We start from the raw sequence: 17463 nt of genomic DNA, 5'->3' as shown, positions 1-17463 counted from the left end.
CAACGTGCTATGACCATAGATATCCAGGTCGCGGAGGGCGACGTCGAACGTCTCTCGCTGCGCGAATATACCGAGAAGGCCTACCTCGACTACTCGATGTACGTGATTCTCGACCGCGCCTTGCCGCATATCGGCGACGGCATGAAACCGGTGCAGCGGCGTATCATCTACGCCATGCGCGAGCTGGCGCTGAACGCCAGTGCCAAGTACAAGAAGTCGGCGCGTACCGTCGGCGATGTGCTGGGCAAGTTCCACCCCCACGGCGACAGCGCCTGCTACGAGGCGATGGTGCTGATGGCGCAGTCGTTCAGCTATCGCTACCCGCTGGTCGACGGCCAGGGCAACTGGGGTAGCCCGGACGACCCCAAGTCCTTCGCCGCCATGCGCTACACCGAGGCGCGGCTGTCGAAATTCGCCGAGGTGCTGCTTGCCGAGCTGGGGCAGGGCACCGTCGACTGGACGCCCAACTTCGACGGCACCATGAATGAGCCAGTGGTGCTGCCGGCGCGCCTGCCCCACGTGCTGCTCAACGGCGGCACCGGCATCGCCGTGGGCATGGCCACCGACATTCCCCCACACAACGTGGCTGAAGTGGTCGAGGCGACCTGTCATCTGCTGCGCCAGCCAGAGGCCAGCTGCCAAGAGCTGATGCAGCACCTGCCGGCGCCGGATTTCCCCACCGCGGCGGAGATCATCACGCCCCCGGATGACCTGCGTAAGCTCTACGAGAGTGGCCGCGGCTCGGTCAAGCTGCGCGCGCGCTACGTGATGGAAGAGAGCAGCATCGTGATCACCGCGCTGCCCTACCAGGTCAGCGGCTCCAAGGTGCTGGAGCAGATCGCCGCCCAGATGCAGGCCAAGAAGCTGCCGATGGTGGACGACCTGCGCGACGAGTCGACCCACGAAGAGCCGACCCGATTGGTGATCGAGCCGCGCTCCAACCGGGTCGACGTCGAATCCCTGATGGCGCATCTGTTCGCCACCACCGACCTCGAGAAGAACATTCGCGTCAATATGAACGTGATCGGCCTCGATGGACGACCGCGGGTGCTGCCACTGCCCGAGATGCTCGCCGAGTGGCTGCGCTTCCGGCGTGTCACGGTGCGCCGCCGCCTCGAGCACCGCCTTGGCAAGGTCGAGGACCGGCTGCATATTCTCGAGGGCCTGCTTGCCGCCTACCTCAATATCGACGAGGTGATCCGCATCATCCGCGAGGAGGACGCTCCCAAGCCGGCGTTGATGGAGGCTTTCGGACTCAGCGAGCGCCAGGCCGAGGCGATCCTCGAGCTGCGACTGCGGCATCTGGCCAAGCTCGAGGAGTTCAAGATTCGCGGCGAGCAGGACGAGCTGCTGGCCGAGCGTAGCCGGCTGCAGGAGCTGCTCGGCAACGATGCCGCCCTCACCGACCTGATCGAGGAGGAGATCCGCGAGGCGGGGCGTGAGCACGGTGACCCCCGGCGCTCGCCGCTGGTCGAGCGTGAGGAGTCCAAGGCGCTCTCCGAGGTCGAGCTGGTCGGCGCCGACCCGATCACCGTGGTGCTCTCCGAGAAGGGCTGGATTCGCGCCGCCAAGGGCCATGAAATCGACCCTCACGGGCTCTCCTACAAGTCGGGAGATCGCTTTGCCCTGGCCGCCAGGGGCAAGACCAATCAGCCGCTGGTGCTGCTCGACGATACCGGTCGCGCCTACACCCTGGCAGCCCACAACCTGCCCAGCGCCCGTAGCCAGGGGGAGCCGGTCACCGGCCGGGTCAATGTGGTGGCCGGCGCGCATATGGCCGGATTGATGCTGGCGCCGCCCAGCACGCGCTTCTTGCTGGCCTCGGACGGTGGCTACGGGTTCATTGCCTGCCTCGAGGACCTCACCGGCAAGAACAAGGCGGGTAAGGCAGCGCTCAGCCTACCCAAGGGATGCAACGTTTTGCCACCGCGGATCCTTCCGGCCGCTGAGGGTGGGCTGGTCGCGGCGGTGTCCAATGAAGGCCGGCTGTTGATATTCGACCTCGACAGTCTGCCGCAGATGGCCAAAGGTAAAGGTAACAAGATGATCGACATTCCCGGCGCTCGCGCCGCGCGCCGCGAAGAGTTCGTGCGTGACCTGGTGGTGCTCGGCGAAGGCGACGCCCTGGTGATCCACGCCGGCAAGCGCAAGTTGACGCTCAAGCCCGATGATCTGGTCTACTACCGTGGCGAACGCGGCCGCCGCGGCAGCAAGCTGCCGCGGGGCTTCCAGAAAGTCGACGCACTGGAGGTGTCCGCATGACTCGACGGCTGCTGATTCGTGCTACCGGTAAGGCACGCCCGGGGCAACTGGCGGGCCTGGGCAAGGCGCTGGCCAAGAGCGGTGCACGGCTGCTGGATATCAACCAGAGCGTGACCTTCGGCATCATGTCGCTGGAAGCCCTGGTGGGCATCGAGCGCGATGAAGACCTTGAGGCGCTGCTCGCCGAGAGCGGTGCGGCACTGGGCCTCGACGTCCAGGCGATCCAGGTGGCCGCCGAGGAGTACCAGCGCTGGAGCAGCGAAGCCAGCCAGCCGCGGCTGATCCTGACGCTGCTGGCGCCGCATCTGCCGGCGGGCATTCTCGCCGAGGTGGGGGCGCTGACCGCTGAGCATGGCCTGACCGTCGAGCTGATCCATCGCCTCTCCGGCCGCGAGCCTCTGGATGGCGGTATTCCACGTGAGCGAGACAGCATCCAGGGCGCGTGCGTGGAGTGCTGGCTTCGCGGCGACGAAATCGACCTCGACGCTCTGCGTGAAAAGGCCTTGGCACTGGGTGCCATGCACGGTGTCGATATCGCTCTCCAGGAGGACTCGATCTGGCGCCGCCACCGCCGGCTGGTGTGCTTCGACATGGATTCGACCCTGATCCAGACCGAGGTGATCGACGAATTGGCGCGCCGCCACGGCGTTGGCGACGAGGTGGCCGAGGTCACCGAGCGAGCGATGCGCGGCGAGCTCGATTTTCAGCAGAGCTTTCGCGAGCGCATGGCCAAGCTCAGAGGGCTCGACGAGTCGGTGCTGGCTGAAATCGCCGCTACGCTTCCGCTGATGGATGGCGTCGAACGCCTGATGACGCAGCTCAAGCGGCTCGGCTATCGCACTGCGATCCTCTCCGGCGGTTTCACCTATTTCGCCGACTACCTGCAGCAGCGGCTGGGCTTCGACGAGGTGCACGCCAACGAGCTGGTGATCGAGAATGGCAAGGTCACCGGCGAGGTGCGCGAGCCGATCCTGGATGCCGACCGCAAGGCCGAGCTGCTGCGCGAGATCGCGACCCGCGAGGGGCTTGCCATGGAGCAGACCATCGCCGTCGGCGATGGTGCCAACGACCTCAAGATGCTCGCCGCCGCGGGGCTCGGGATCGCGTTTCGTGCCAAGCCGCTGGTGCGCAGCCAGGCGCGTCAGTCGATCTCCACCCTGGGGCTGGACGCGGTGCTCTACCTGATCGGCTATCGACAGATCGATCTGGAAGACGGACACTCATAGGCAGTTAGCCTACGTCACTACGTCCGCGCCGATGGACGATAATCACAACATGAGGCCGCCATGACTTACACCTCCGAGCTGCTCGAAGAGCTGAAGATCCTCAGGCTGTTCAATCTGTCTACTACCCAGGAGGGAATCAAGGTACATTCGAGTGCCGAACCAGACGCTATCGCGGCGACCCGACGGCTATTCGAGAAAGGCCTGGTGACCCAGGAAGATGGCGGCTATCTGACGACTCTCGGGCACGATGCAGCCCAGCACGCACAGGATCTGCTGACCATTCTCAATGGCCCGATCACGGTGGGCTGACGTCGAGTTGTCATGTAACCCTAAAGTAACCGCGACGCCGGTCGATACATCTGTATTGGACCGGCGTCGCTGCGTTGGTGATACCCCCTATGAAGAATGAGAGCCCTCATGGAGCTTAATGACAGCCATCTAGTGGTCGAGCACCCAAGTGAGATCAACACCTTGCTGGAAGGGCTCAGTGAGCCGGGGGGCGCCTCGCTGGCGATTGGTGAGCCGGCGGGCGAACCCATTCCCGCCCTGCTGATGGCCGTGGAGGAGGGGCACTCGCTGCTGATCGATATCACCGCCGTAGGTGAGATCGCCGCCGAGATCAACAGCGATAAACCGCTGCGGCTGATGGGGCAGACCAGCGGTGCGATGCTGACCACGCCGCCGCTGGTGGTTCAAGGCTGGGTCGATGCTCCCGGACGGCTGCAGTTTCGCTGCGACTATCCCGAGCAGCTGTGGGTCATGCATCGCCGCGAGGTGTTTCGCGCCGAACTGCGGCCGGGCATGCAGGTTGATGCGTCGCTGGTCGTCGACGATGGTCAGGAAAGTCTGCAGTTGGCGGGGCAATTGAAAAATTTGTCGCTTGGGGGCTGTCTGCTAGACGTACCGTTGAGCACGGCGATGCGACTACGTCCTGGGCAGCACGTCGATATATTGACGCTGCGCTTCCCCAATCAGCAGCAGCTGATCGCCAGTGCCCAGGTGCGGCATATCCAGACTGACGGTGAGCAGCAAGTACGGCTGGGCTGCGAATTTAGCGAGGTGAATGCCGAGCTCGAGCGACGGCTATGGTACTTCGTGCGTGAAATCGAGCGGGAAGGCGCGCGCACTGCCGTCGAAGGGAGCCGCGAGCTGTCGCCTTCGTCGCTGTTTGACCAGGAGGGTAATGCGCCGGCTACTCCGGCCCGGAGCCACGGTGCCGACTACGCCACGCCGATGGCGCGGCGGCTGGCCAAGGTCGCAGCCTATCTGGATGGCCAGTTGCTGCAACTGATCGAAGGCCAGCCGATCCACGCCGGGCTACTGTCCCGTTACAGCGATACGCTGTTGGGACTCCACGAAGAGGATCGCGACGCGCTGCTGTTTGCCGGCGTATGCCTGGTTGACGACCCTCCCTTGATCCAGCACGGCATTGGCGTGGCGATCAAACTGGCCGATCTGGCGGCGGGCCAGGGGCTACCCCGGGATGAGCGTAAGGCGCTGGTGGCCAGCGCCCTGCTGCATGACCTGGGCAAAGCGCTTCTGCCGCCCGAGCTGCGCCAGGCGCTGCGCCGTGCGCCGAGTCTGAACGATGCTCAGCGCCATGCACTGCGTGAGCATGTCAGTTTGCTGGAGGCGCGTCTCGGCGATTGTCGCTGGCTGTCGCGAGATATTCGTAACGCGGTGATATGGGGCATCAATGAGCGCCTCGACGGTAGCGGTTATCCGGCCGGGCGGCAGGGGGAGCAACTCGAAGACGTGTCGCGGATGGCGGCGGTGGTGGATGTGGCAGACGCCATGGGGCGACCGCGGGCGGATCGTCCGGCGCGTTCTCCCAGCGAAATATATCGCTATCTGCTGGGGCAGCCGAATGTCTTCGACCGCCAGTGGGTGCAGCACTATATCCGCCGCTTCGGGATTACTCCGGTGGGCAGTCTGGCGCGCTTCGCGAGCGGTGAGCTGGGCTGGGTGCAGCGTCTCGACCGCAACGGCGAGCTGCGCCAGGTGCAGCTTACCCCGCGGCCGGTGCAGCCAGGCAGCGAACTCGGCGAGGTGTTGCGGGACGCCCAACTGGCGAAGCTGGGTAAGCCCGAATCGCTGGTGGTGCCGCGTGCGCCGAGCCAAGCCACTTACGCCTGAATCTCGGCGTCCGGGCGTGAGTGCAGAAACGGGGATTATGCTATTATAGCGCGCCCTTTCGGCGTCAGTGAGCGACCCGGGTGTTACCCCATGAGCCAACCCTTCACTACCTGGCAGGCGCGCTTCGAGCGTCTGCGCAGTAACAAGATCTTCGAAACCTGTGTGATCGCCATCATCATCGTCTCGGCGCTGCTGGTGGGGGCCAAGACCTATGAAGAGGCCAACCGCTTCGAGCAGGTGATGCGCCTCTTCGATATGGCGGTCACCGGTTTCTTCCTGATCGAAATCCTGATTCGCATGGCCGCGGAGAAGCGCTTGCGCGACTTCTTCAAGAAAGGCTGGAACATCTTCGATTTCGTCATCGTCACCGCCAGCCTGATCCCGCTGGAGGATTCGGAGATGGTGCTGCTGGCGCGCTTGCTGCGGATCTTCCGCGTGCTGCGTCTGGTGTCGATGATTCCCGAGCTGCGCATGCTGGTCTCGGCGCTATTCAAGTCGATCCCCAGGATGGGCTATGTGGCGCTGTTGATGTTCATCATTTTCTACATCTATGCCGCGGTCGGCAGCTTCCTGTTCCACGACGTCGACGAGAGCCTGTGGGGCAATATCTCGTTGGCCATGCTGACCCTGTTCCAGGTGGCAACCTTCGAGAGCTGGGCTACCGCGGTGCTCTATCCGACCATGGAGCACTACGGTTACAGCTGGATCTACTTCCTGTCATTCATCTTTCTCAACGCCTTTATCTTTCTCAATATGATGATCGGCATCGTGCTCGACGTGATGCAGAAGGAGAACACTCTGATGGAGCTCGAAAGCGGCGAGGGTGAAGCCGCCGAGCTCCACGGCCTGCGCAGCGACGTGCGCGAGCTTCGCGACCAGCTGACGCGGATGGAGGCGCTGCTGCAGCAGAGGGAGCGGTGACGGAACCTTTATAAGAGACGCGAGCCTCATGGAGAGAGGCCGGTGGATATGCCATCGGTGAGCAACTGTCATGGACTGACTGGGACCTGAGCTATGACCGACTATCAGCAAGTGTCGCGGCCGTTCTTGCCGCCCTATCTGCTCGAACGCATCGCTTCCGGAGGTAGCCCGCGACTGCGCGAGTGTGCCCAACATACGTTGCTTGCCGACCAGCGGTTTAGAGCCCGCACGGCAGCGCCGCACTCGCCTAAGCGGAGTTCACAGCGAGGCGTCCCGGCGCGCTTCGTGCACTCTGCACGGCAGCAGCAGGAGCTGCCAGGGCAACTGGTGAGGCGTGAGGGCGACGAGGCCGACAGTGGCGATGCTGCTATCGACGAAGCCTATCATGGCCTCGGGGCGACCTATCGCTATTTCTGGGAGACACACGGGCGTCACTCCATCGACGACCGGGGGATGGCGCTACGGGCGACGGTGCATTTCGGTCGCGACTACGAAAACGCCTTCTGGGACGGTACTCAGATGGTCTTTGGTGATGGCGATGGGGAGTTGTTCAATCGCTTCACCATTGCGCTGGACATCATTGCCCACGAACTGACCCATGGCGTGATCCAGCATGAAGCGGATCTGGTTTACGCCAACCAAGCGGGGGCGCTCAACGAGTCACTGTCGGATGTATTCGGCAGCCTGGTCAAGCAGTACCGGATGGGGCAGCGCGTCGAGGAAGCCGACTGGCTGATCGGCGAAGGGCTATTCACCGAGCGTGTCGAGGGACGTGCCCTGCGTTCCATGGCCGACCCCGGCAGCGCCTATGATGATCCGCTGCTGGGGCGTGATCCCCAGCCAGGGCATATGCGCGATTTTGTCGAGACCCAGGAGGATAACGGTGGCGTGCATATCAACTCCGGCATTCCCAACCGGGCTTTCCATCTGCTGGCCATGACGCTGGGTGGCCATGCCTGGGATGTCGCTGGTCCGTTGTGGTATGCCACCTTGCTGGATGAGCGCCTTGAGCCTGAGAGCGACTTCATGGCCTTTGCTGCCTTGACGCTGGATAACGCCGCGCAGCGGCATGGGCAGGGTGGCCGCGAGTGGCTGGCGGTCCGCGATGCGTGGCGAGGCGTCGGTGTGGCGGTGACCCGCTGATGACCGTGCGAGAGACTGCGCCATGAGCGGCGATGTGGGGGGCGGGCCGCCTTCGCTGGACGTTTCCAGCTGCCTTAGCCTGCGTCGCCAGGGCGGCATCGCGCACATCCCCGGACTGGCTAAGCCACGCTACATTCGCTGCGATCGGCTCGATGACGCCCAGCGCGAACGGCTGCTGGACCTGCTCACGGAGGCCGCGAGGCGTGCGGCGGAGACGCGGGTAACGGTGGCCGCCGACCAGCGCATTTTCCACCTCGCCGTCGAGGATGCCGAGGGTCGCTGCCAGTGGTCCGCGGAGCTCGACGAGCAGCGAATGCCCGAGGAGTTGCTGCTCCTGTGGCGTGACCGGGAGGCCCTGAAGCGGGGCTAAATCGCCCGGCGACGGCGATGAAGCTTGACACGCTGGCGCTAGCCTGATTTTCTATGCGTATGGATATGACATTTCTTCGCCTACGCCTAGCCCTACGACTACTAGCCGGCCGCTGATCGCGCCGGGCGGTGCCGCGCACCGCATCTTGATAGTCACGCTACGCTGAGGGTTGAAATGTCTTACTACCGTTTTACTGCTGATGCAGCCTTCAACGCCGAGTGCGTCGTCACTCGTCGACAGGTCGCTGGCGCTGCTAAGCGCCGCGCTTCTGCTGCTATCTACGCCCCGATGCGCCCACTGCGCTCGGGGCGTTTTCGTTCGTCCATACCTTGCCCCCACGCCCTGGAGATTACGCCATGATGCTCAGCGACCCATCCGTCAAGTACCGCCCCTTCGTTGCCGTTGACCTGCCCGATCGCCAGTGGCCGAACCAGCGTATCGAGACCCCGCCGATCTGGTGCAGCGTGGATATGCGCGACGGCAATCAGGCGCTGATCGACCCCATGGACATGGAGCGCAAGCGGCGCTTCTTCTCGATGCTGGTGTCGCTGGGGTTCAAGGAGATCGAAGTGGGGTTCCCCTCGGCCTCGCAGATCGACTTCGACTATGTGCGTGAGCTGATCGAGCAGGACCTGGTGCCGGACGACGTCACCATCCAGGTGTTGACCCAGGCGCGCCCGCACCTTATCGAGCGCACCTTCGAGGCGCTGCAGGGTGCCAAGAACGCCATCGTGCACGTCTACAACGCCACCGATCCGATGTTCCGCCGGGTGGTGTTCAACGTCGACAAGCCGCAGTGCATCAAGATCGCCTGTGACGCCACCGCGCAGATTCGCGACCTGATGGCGGCACGCCCCGAAACGAACTGGACCTTCCAGTACTCACCGGAGCTGTTCACCTCCACCGAGATGGATTTCGCGGTGGAGATCGTCGAAGCGGTGATGGAGACCTACGGCGCCACCGCCGCCAAGCCGATGATCGTCAACCTGCCGGCGACTGTGGAGGTTGCCACGCCCAACAACTACGCCGATCAGATCGAGTGGTTCTGCCGCAATATCAATCATCGCGACCGGTTGATCGTCAGCGTCCACCCCCACAACGACCGCGGTACCGGGGTGGCGGCCGCCGAACTGGCGGTGATGGCCGGCGCCGACCGGGTCGAGGGCACGCTGTTCGGCAACGGCGAGCGCACCGGCAACGTGGATATCGTGACCCTGGCCATGAACCTCTATACCCAGGGAGTGCATCCCGGCCTCGATTTCTCCAATATCACGCCGATCATGCGTGAGGTGGAGTACTGCAACCAGCTGCCGGTGCATCCGCGGCACCCCTATGTCGGCGACCTGGTATTCACCGCCTTCTCCGGCTCCCACCAGGATGCCATCAAGAAGGGCATGAGCGAGCGCCGCCAGCATCCTGAGGCGGTGTGGGACGTGCCTTATCTGCCCATCGACCCGCTCGACGTGGGCCGCAGCTACGAGGCGGTTATCCGCGTCAACAGCCAGTCGGGCAAGGGCGGGGTCTCCTACCTGCTCGAGCAGGAGCACGGCATCGAGCTGCCGCGCCGGCTGTCGATCGAGTTCAGTCATGTGGTCCAGGAGGTCGCCGAGCGCACCAGCAAGGAGATCACCTCACAGATGATTTTCCAGGCCTTCGCCGACGAGTACCTCGAGCAGACCTCGCCACTGGCGCTGATCAATCATCGGCTCGCGTCGGAGGCCGACAGCCCGCGGGTGGCGCTGGAGGCCGCCATCGATCAGGACGGCCAGCGCCACACCATTGCCGGCGCCGGCAACGGTCCGCTGGCGGCCTTTATCAAGGCCCTGGCCGCCCATGGCGTCGACGCCGAGATCATCGACTATCACGAGCACTCCCGCGGACAGGGTTCGGATGCCGAGGCGGTGGCCTACGTCGAAGTGCGGCTCGGCGAGGAGGCGGTGTTCGGCGTCGGCATCGACGAGAGCATCACCAGCGCCTCGATGAAGGCGGTGATCAGTGCCATCAACCGCCACCGCTCGACTCAGGCGCCGGCGCCCAACGTCACCGCCGAGAGCCTGGGCTAAGTCTGGATGTTGGACCGGGAGGGGAGGCCATGCGGCCCTGGCAGATAATGGTGTTGGTGGCGGTGCTGAGTGCTGGCGTGGTATCCGCGGCGGCGTCTCACGAGCCATTCGAGGCCAAGCTGGTGCGCTTGGAGGTTGAGCGGACCCTTCCCGCTATTGCGCCATCACTGCGCGAGGAGTCGCCGGAGATCAACGCGCTCTTTCTTAGCTTGGCGTCGGATCAGGCGCTGTGGATGAGCGCCTCCTTGGCGATGATGCGCCACGGCGACATTGCGCGCAGCACGCTGCTCGATTATGGGCTGTCGCCCCCCTTTCAGGATCTGCTGGTGCGCTACGGAGCGGATACGGTACTGCCGGTGAGCTACTTCCGCGACCACGATATTGCCACCCTGCGCGCACAGCACTGGCTTGGCGAGCGCTATCAGCAAGTCAGCGACTGGTGGAGCGATGATAGCGAACCGGCGCCTGGGGTGGCGGAATTGACCCCCTACCGCCGCGGCCTGATGGGCATTGCGTTGCTGGAGTCTCACGGCCACGGGCTGCTCAACCAGTTTGTGGTCGGCGACGAGGGTCGCGTGGAGTGGCTGCAGGGCGAACGCATGGTAGCCGGGGTGGGGGATTTCTTCACCCGTGGGCTACGCGACCTGGAGAGCCAGTGGCGGCGCGGCGAGTCGATAGGCGCAGGCGATGTGGGCTGGGCCGGTGTCGATCTGCTGGTCATGGCCAGCACCGTCAAGGTGCTAAAGGCGGGGCGGACAGCGCGAGGCGCGCGCTTGGGCAGCGTCGAGGCCCAGGGTGCCCGGGCGGGGCAGGGCATGGTCGCCTCCGGCGGACGCTTCGGGGCACTGCCGCGTATGGCCAAGGTGGCCGCGGTGGCCGGCACCGCCTATGTGGTCGTTCGCCACCCCAGCTTGATCAGCGCGCTTGGCGCCAATCTCGCCCGCTGGCTCGGCTGGCCGGCATGGCTGGGCCAGTTTCTGATCTGGTTGGCTGTGCTCTTCCCCCTTTTGGTCGTCGCACGATGGGTATACCGTTGGCTGCTTACGCCGCTGCTATGGTTGCTGATGCCTCTCCTGCGTATAGGGGTCAGTGTGATAAGTGTTGCGTCCGCCAAGCGCCGGGCTTAAATCCCCCCTCTGTCACTGCAAAGGCCCCACTAAGGTGGGGCCTTTGTGTTAGTCAAATAAGCCGGCTAGCGCTGCTGAAGCCATTTGCGCCAGCCGCTGTAGGCGGTTACATCGGTCGCCTCGCCGCCCTCATGCAGGGCTCCGGCGCTGCAGATGAAACCACTCTTCCACGCGCCGCTGGCGAGCTCCACCTGGCCCAGCCCCAGCGGCGCGGGAATGCCGGCGAGGAAACTCCCCAGGGTCTCGATCGGCAGGCGCCACACCTCCACCTCGATGGCGGCACCGTTGGCGGCGTCGCGGGTCATGGCCGGGCGCGCCGGCGGCCCGTCGGCCAGCGCGAAGAGTCGGTAGCGCGGGGCGCTGGTGGTCGCCTCGACCAGCACGCCGCCACGCTCGGTGAGCTGGTGATTGAGCGGCAGACCGTCGAGGTGCGCGCCACACACCACCAGCTCCAGCGTACCGTCCCGGGCCGGGGCGAGCGGCGGTAGCGCCGGGCGGGGGAGGTCAGTAGCCCCCAGCGGCAGGTCGAGCCGCTCCTCCAGGGCGCGGCCCAGGCTGAGCAGGCCAAGGTCGGCGAAGGTCGGACCGAACAGCGTCACCCCCACGGGCAGGCCGCTGTCAGCGAAGCCGATCGGCACCGCCAGCGCGCTGTAGTCGAGCAGGTTCATGAAGTTGGTCCAGGTGCCCAGCCGCGAGTTGACGCCGATGGGGTCGGCGGCCACCTCGGCCTTGGTGGGGTGGGTCACGGTGGTGGGGGAGAGCATCACATCGACCCGGGCGATCAGCGCATCCGCCTGGCGCCGGTACTCGGCCAGCTGGTAGCGGGCGTCGAAGGCGTCCACCGCCAGCGGCGTCGCGCCGCCCAGGGTGATCTCACGGGTCACCGGGTGCACCGCCGCGGGGTTGCTCTCGAGCAGGCCGCGGATGGCATGGTAGCGCTCGGCCACCCAGGGCCCCTCATAGAGCAGGCGCGCCGCCGCCAGCAGCGGGCTGCCGTCGAGTTCGACCTTCTCGCCACCCAGCGCCTCCAGTTGGGCAATCGCGGCGTGCATGGCGGCGCTGTAGGCGGTATCGGTCTGCCACTGGCTCTCATAGGGCACCCCGAAGCGGAAGCGCGCCGGGGCCTGGCCATAGGCCTTGCCGTGGATCGCGAAGTCGTGGCGCCGCGACCACTCGCAGTGCGGGTCGTAGGCCGCTGCGACCTGGAGGACCGTATGCGCATCGTCGGCGGTCAGAGTGAACAGGCTGATGGTGTCGAGGGTGGCGCAGGCCGGTACCACCCCGCGGGTGCTGAGCAGCCCCAGGCTCGGCTTGACGCCGAACAGGTTGTGGAAGCAGGCCGGCACCCGGCCGGAGCCGGCGGTATCGGTGCCCAGCGCGAAGCTCACCTGACCGGCGGCGGTGGTCACCGCCGAGCCGCTGCTGGAGCCACCGGGAATGTAGGCGGCGTCGAAGGCGTTGGCCGGTACGCCGTACTCTTCCGGGGCGCGCTCGCCGACCAGGCCGGTGGCGAACTGGTCGAGGTTGGTCTTGCCCAGCGGCAGGGCGCCGGCGTCGATCAGCCGCTGAACCACGAAGGCGCTCTGCTCGGGGGTGTAGGCGAAGGCCGGGCAGCCGGCGGTGGTCGGCACTCCGGCCAGGTCGATGTTGTCCTTGATGGCGAAGGGGATGCCGAAGAGCGGCAGGCTGTCCGGGGACTCCCCCTCGAGGCGCGCCAGGTAGGGCTCGAGCCGATCGCGGTCCAGCCGAGTGATCCAGGCGGGGTCATGGCCGCGAGCATTGGCCTGGTCGAGCAGCCGCTCGATCAGGGCATGCGGTGTCAACGTGCCGCGGCGATAGGCGGCATGGAGGCTTGCAATGGTAAGGTCGATGGTCATGCCGGCTTTTCCTCTGTGGGTTCCAGAATCACGATGGGCTGTCCCGGGGCTACCGAGGCCCCCTCCTCGAGGGGTAGGCGCGTGACGCGGCCCGCCTCGGCGGCGGTGATCTCGACTTCCATCTTCATCGACTCCACCAGGGCCACGGCCTGGCCGGCGTCGACCTGGTCGCCCTCGGCGACCAGCAGCTTCCACAGGCTGCCGGTCACCGGGCTGTCGACGCCCTGCTCATGGTCGTCGAGTTCGGCGGCGTCGGCCGACTGTGGGGCCTGATCCTCGAAGGTAAACTGGCCGTTGGCCCGCCACTCGGTCATTTCCGCCTGGAAGGCGGCCTCGCGGCGCTCACGGAAGCGGGCGATGGCCGCCGCCTGGCGTTCCAGCTCGGCCTGGTAGTCGGCGAGCTTGAAGCGCGTGGTCTCGACCTCGAGGGGGTAGCGGCCATGGGGGAAGTCGCGGCGGATCTGGGCGAGTTCGTCATGGCTGACCTCGAAGAAGCTCAGCTGGTCGAAGAAGCGTAGCAGCCAGGGCTGCGCAAAATGCTCTGTGACCCGATAGCGGTTCCACATCTGCAGGGTGCGGCCGACGAACTGGTAGCCGCCGGGGCCCTCCATGCCGTAGACGCAGAGATAGGCGCCACCGATGCCCACCGAGTTCTCGGCGGTCCAGGTGCGCGCCGGGTTGTACTTGGTGGTGACCAGGCGCTGGCGCGGATCCAGCGGGGTGGCCACCGGCGCCCCCAGATAGACGTCGCCCAGCCCCATCACCAGGTAGCGGGCCTCGAAGACGATGTCGCGCACCTCGCGCTCGCTCTCCAGGCCGTTGATGCGGCGAATGAAGTCCAGGTTGCTGGGGCACCAGGGGGCGTCCGGGCGCACCGAGCGCTGGTACTTGTCGATGGCCTCATGGCAGGCCGGATCGTCCCAGGAGAGCGGCAGGTGCACGACCCGAGACTCGACCTCCAGGGTCTCGACGTCGCGCAGCTGGCGTTCGGCCTGGGCCAGGTGGGCGAGCAGGTCGTCGAGGGCCAGCTCGCGTGGCTCGTAGTGCACCTGCAGCGAGCGGATCCCGGGAGTGAGCTCGCGCAGCCCCGGCAGTGGGTGCTCGGCGAGCCATAGCATCCAGGCATGAACCCGGAAGCGCAGGGCGATATCCAGCTCCATGGCGCCGAACTCGATCAGCAGGAAGTCGTCCCCGGCGCGGCGGTAGAGGATCCGTTCGCCGGCCTCCTCGGCCGGCACGTCGCGCAGCAGCGGCGTGTCGCACTGCTCGGCAAGGGGGCCGTAGGGCTGCGCCGTTAGGCTGTCGAGGGCGGCCAACTGGCGCACCTCGAGCTCCCGCGCGGTGTCCAGGCTGACCGGCACGAAGCGCACCCTATCCCCGGCGGCTAGCTGGCCGAGTTTCCAGCGCTCGGCGCGGACCACCGTGGCCGGGCAGACGAAGCCGCCCAGTGACGGGCCGTCCGGGCCGAGGATCACCGGCATATCGCCGGTGAAGTCGATGGTGCCGAAGGCGTAGGCGTTGTCGTGGATATTGGAGGGGTGCAGCCCCGCCTCGCCGCCGTCGGCCCGGGCCCACTCGGGGCGAGGGCCGATCAGCCGTACCCCGGTGCGGCTGGAGTTATAGTGGACTTCCCAGTCGTGGACGAAGAAGGCGTCGATATCGCCCTCGGTGAAGAAGTCCGGCGCGCCGTGGGGGCCGTAGAGCACGGCGATTTGCCAGGTCTGCCCCTGCCCGCCCAGGGCGGGTATCAGTTGGGGATCCAGGCGCCGCGGCTGGATAGGGGCGAGCGCGGGCAGGTCCAGCATATCGCCGCTGCGCAGGGCGCGCCCGCCGTGGCCGCCGAACTGTCCTAGGGTGAAGGTGCTGCGCGAACCCAGGTAGCGCGGGCAGTCGATGCCGCCGCGCACCAGCAGGTAGGCGCGGGCGCCGGCGGCGGCCTTGCCGAGTTTGAGGGTGGCGCCGGCGGGGATATCGAGCACCTGCCAGAAGGCCACCGGCTCGCCGTCGAGGGTGGCGGGCAGCACCGCACCGGCCAGTACCACCTGGGTGGCGCGGTGGAAGCGCAGGGTGGGGCCGGTAAGGGTGATCTCCAGGCCGGCGGCCTCGGCGGGGTTGTCGAGCAGGCGGTTGCCGAGCCGGAATGACCAGTCGTCAAAGGGCCCTGAAGGAGGAACGCCCACATCCCAGTGTCCCTGGCGGCCGGGGTGATCCTGGATGGTGGTCATGGTCCCCGCTGCCAGGACCTCGATCACCGGCGGCGCCCAGTCGAGATCGGCCAGCCAGCGGGTGTGGATCTCGGCGCGCTGGAAGCGCGGGTCGCGCAGCACATGGGAGAGCCAGCGGCGGTTGGTGGCGATACCGTAGACGCTGGCGGCGTCCAGCGCCTCGGCCAGCTGCGCGCAGGCCGTCGCCCGATCCTCGGCGTGGACGATGACCTTGGCCAGCATCGGGTCGAACAGTGCCGACACCTCCAGGCCCGCCTCGATGGCGGCGTCGACGCGCAGTCCTTTCCCGATGGGGAAGCTCACCTCGGTGAGCAGGCCGGCGCTGGGGCGGAAGTCGTGCAGCGGGTCCTCGGCGTAGAGCCGCGCCTGAACGGCGTGACCGCGGGGCGCCAGGTCGCGGCTCAGCACAAGCAGGTCGGGCAGCTCGCCGGCGCCGAGGCGCACCATCCACTCGACGATATCCACGCCCCAGACCTCCTCGGTGACACCGTGCTCCACCTGCAGCCGGGTGTTGACCTCGAGGAAGTAGAAGGTCTGACGCTGCGCATCGTAGATAAACTCCACGGTGCCGGCGCTGCGGTAGGCCACCGCTTCGCCGAGGCGAACGGCGGTGGCATGGAGCTCGTGGCGCACGCTGTCGGGCAGGTCGGGGGCGGGGCACTCCTCGAGCACCTTCTGGTGGCGGCGCTGGGTCGAGCAGTCGCGCTCGCCGAGGGCCACTACCCGGCCCTGGCCGTCGCCGAACAGCTGTACTTCCAGATGACGGGCACGGGGGATATAGGCCTCGACGAAGACCCCGCCATCGCCGAAGTTGCGCTCGCCGAGCCCGCGCACCGAGTCGAAGGCGCGGGCCAGCTCGGCGCCATCCTGGCAGACCTGCATGCCGATCCCGCCGCCACCGGCGGTGGATTTGAGCATCACCGGATAGCCGATGCGCTCGGCCTCGGCGAGGGCCGCCTCGGCGCCGTCGAGCAGCCCGGAGCCGGGCACCAGCGGCACCTCGGCGCGCTCGGCGAGCAGGCGCGCCTCATGCTTGAGGCCGAAGCCGCGGATCTGCTCGGCGGTGGGGCCCAGGAACACCAGTCCGGCGGCCTCGCAGGCGTCGATAAAGCGGGTGTTCTCGGAGAGGAAGCCGTAGCCGGGATGTACCGCCTGGGCGCCGCTCTGGCGGGCGATGGCGATCAGCTTGTCGATATCCAGGTAGGTGTCGGCGGCCGCGCCGTCTCCCAGCGAGTAGGATTCATCGGCCTGGTAGACATAGGGTGCGTCGCGATCGGCCTCGGCGTAGACCACCACCGAGCCGACACCGAGCCGCTCGAGGGTGCGCAGGATGCGGGCGGCGATGGCGCCGCGATTGGCAATCAGAACCTTGCTAAACATATTGCCTTGTCCATCAACGGTGCGGGTCGTCCCGCGTCCGGGAAAAGTGCCGCCGGGGTCGTCCCCGGGGTCAATGCCAGCAGATGACTAGTCCCACACCAGCAGCTCGACGGGGGTCGGGTTGTAGCCGTTGCAGGGATTGTTGAGCTGCGGGCAGTTGGAGAGCAGCACGATCACGTCCATCTCGGCGACCATCTCCACGTACTTGCCGGGTGCCGAGATGCCGTCCTCGAAGGTCAGTCCCCCCTCGGGGGTCACCGGCACGTTCATGAAGAAGTTGATGTTATGGGTGATATCGCGTTTGGTCAGGCCGTACTGCGGATAGTCGGCGATGGCCTGCATCCAGTTGTCGCGGCAGGAGTGCATATGCCGCTTCTCGAGGTCGTAGCGCACGGTATTGCTCTCGCTGGCGCAGGCACCGCCCAGGGTGTCGTGGCGGCCACAGGTATCGGCGGTGATGGTCAGCATCGGCCGGCCTGCGCTGGAGAGCAGCGTCGAGCCGGCGCTGAGATAGACGGCGCCCTGCTCGCGCACGGTGTCCATGGCGCTGTAGCGCTCGCTGGTGTCGTGGGCGTTGTAGAATAGGGTGTCGGCGGCCTGATTGCCCTCCAGGTCGAGGATGCGCAGGGTCTGACCGGCCTTCAGGGTGCCGATGTAGTGATCGCCGGCGTCTACCGTGATGCGACTCACGGCGTTGTCGGGGCGCAGGGTGCTTTCGATGATCATGCGGTGC

General features: G+C 66.2%; 12 protein-coding genes. 9 read left to right on the top strand and 3 right to left on the bottom strand.

The genetic code is table 11. The features are described 5' to 3' along the window. Window positions 1–9 precede the first annotated feature (9 nt). From parC to IEI94_RS17870, 9 genes are all read left to right on the top strand, one after another. A complete protein-coding gene (gene parC / locus IEI94_RS17910; protein ID WP_191168615.1) occupies window positions 10–2262 on the top strand; it encodes a DNA topoisomerase IV subunit A in 2253 nt (750 codons plus the stop codon). Beyond that, a complete protein-coding gene (gene serB / locus IEI94_RS17905; protein ID WP_191168614.1) occupies window positions 2259–3488 on the top strand; it encodes a phosphoserine phosphatase SerB in 1230 nt (409 codons plus the stop codon). Before parC ends, serB begins: the two co-directional genes overlap by 4 nt. Before the next feature lie 60 nt (window positions 3489–3548). Then, window positions 3549–3797: a TIGR02647 family protein gene (locus tag IEI94_RS17900; protein WP_191168613.1), complete on the top strand. Its 249-nt coding sequence runs from the start codon at window positions 3549–3551 to the stop codon at window positions 3795–3797. Between the two features lie 108 nt (window positions 3798–3905). Further along, a complete protein-coding gene (locus tag IEI94_RS17895; RefSeq protein WP_191168612.1) occupies window positions 3906–5624 on the top strand; it encodes an HD domain-containing phosphohydrolase in 1719 nt (572 codons plus the stop codon). Window positions 5625–5714: 90 nt separating this feature from the next. Then, the gene (locus IEI94_RS17890) at window positions 5715–6545 is read left to right on the top strand and encodes an ion transporter (protein WP_191168611.1); all 831 of its coding nucleotides are present in this window, start codon (window positions 5715–5717) and stop codon (window positions 6543–6545) included. A 93-nt stretch (window positions 6546–6638) separates the two neighbouring features. Then, the gene (locus tag IEI94_RS17885; protein WP_191168610.1) at window positions 6639–7688 is read left to right on the top strand and encodes a M4 family metallopeptidase; all 1050 of its coding nucleotides are present in this window, start codon (window positions 6639–6641) and stop codon (window positions 7686–7688) included. Between the two features lie 22 nt (window positions 7689–7710). Further along, on the top strand, window positions 7711–8058 hold the full coding sequence (locus IEI94_RS17880) for a protealysin inhibitor emfourin (RefSeq protein WP_191168609.1): 348 nt from the start codon (window positions 7711–7713) through the stop codon (window positions 8056–8058). A gap of 356 nt (window positions 8059–8414) precedes the next feature. Next, window positions 8415–10121, top strand: coding sequence for a 2-isopropylmalate synthase (gene leuA / locus IEI94_RS17875; RefSeq protein ID WP_191168608.1), 1707 nt, complete (start codon window positions 8415–8417; stop codon window positions 10119–10121). Between the two features lie 29 nt (window positions 10122–10150). Beyond that, the gene (locus tag IEI94_RS17870) at window positions 10151–11248 is read left to right on the top strand and encodes a hypothetical protein (protein ID WP_191168607.1); all 1098 of its coding nucleotides are present in this window, start codon (window positions 10151–10153) and stop codon (window positions 11246–11248) included. A gap of 65 nt (window positions 11249–11313) precedes the next feature. Here the strand turns inward: IEI94_RS17870 and atzF are convergent, their stop codons facing one another. The 3 genes from atzF to IEI94_RS17855 form a co-directional block, all read right to left on the bottom strand. Then, entirely contained in the window at window positions 11314–13125 is a 1812-nt protein-coding gene (gene atzF / locus IEI94_RS17865; protein WP_191168606.1) for an allophanate hydrolase, read from the bottom strand. Then, on the bottom strand, window positions 13122–16730 hold the full coding sequence (uca, locus tag IEI94_RS17860) for an urea carboxylase (protein WP_191168605.1): 3609 nt from the start codon (window positions 16728–16730) through the stop codon (window positions 13122–13124). Before uca ends, atzF begins: the two co-directional genes overlap by 4 nt. Before the next feature lie 87 nt (window positions 16731–16817). Beyond that, window positions 16818–17456, bottom strand: a complete 639-nt coding sequence (locus IEI94_RS17855) for an urea amidolyase associated protein UAAP2 (RefSeq protein ID WP_191168604.1) — start codon at window positions 17454–17456, stop codon at window positions 16818–16820. Window positions 17457–17463: the final 7 nt, after the last annotated feature.

The organism is Halomonas sp. ML-15 (genome assembly GCF_014779595.1).
GTDB lineage: Bacteria > Pseudomonadota > Gammaproteobacteria > Pseudomonadales > Halomonadaceae > Franzmannia.
The sequence above is the reverse complement of the archived record's forward strand: the minus strand, read 5'-3'. Positions and strand labels throughout refer to the sequence as shown.